Annotated in this window: 1 pseudogene; it reads left to right on the top strand. The window is 38.6% G+C overall.

The window, feature by feature from the left end:
- Positions 1–153: 153 nt before the first annotated feature.
- Positions 154–350, top strand: a pseudogene (locus SB658_RS22510) (GNAT family N-acetyltransferase); the annotation flags it as partial.

The raw sequence follows: 350 nt of genomic DNA on the forward strand, positions 1-350 counted from the left end.
ATTTGTAAAGAAAATCCCAAGGGCAGTTATCGCACCTAGTATAGTAAACAATGCTGCAAAAAAACGTTTCATACTTTACCTCATCCTCCAAATACCGTTACATGTGATACACTTACATTGTATCACAATGATAGAAAAGGGGAGAAATAGGAAATGGTGTATATACAAAAAATTACGCCAGCGATGAAAGAAACAATCCGAATGTTCATGTGTGAGAACTGGGGGAGTTCATTGATGGTTTCACGTGGTAAGGGGCATCAGTTAGAAGAGTTGCCAGGATTTGTTGCGCTCTCGGATGACAGAATAATCGGAATTATAACGTATGAAGTGACCGGAAATATGTGTGAAAT

The sequence above is a fragment of the Bacillus sp. SIMBA_008 genome, from assembly GCF_046535495.1.
Lineage (GTDB): Bacteria > Bacillota > Bacilli > Bacillales > Bacillaceae > Bacillus > Bacillus subtilis.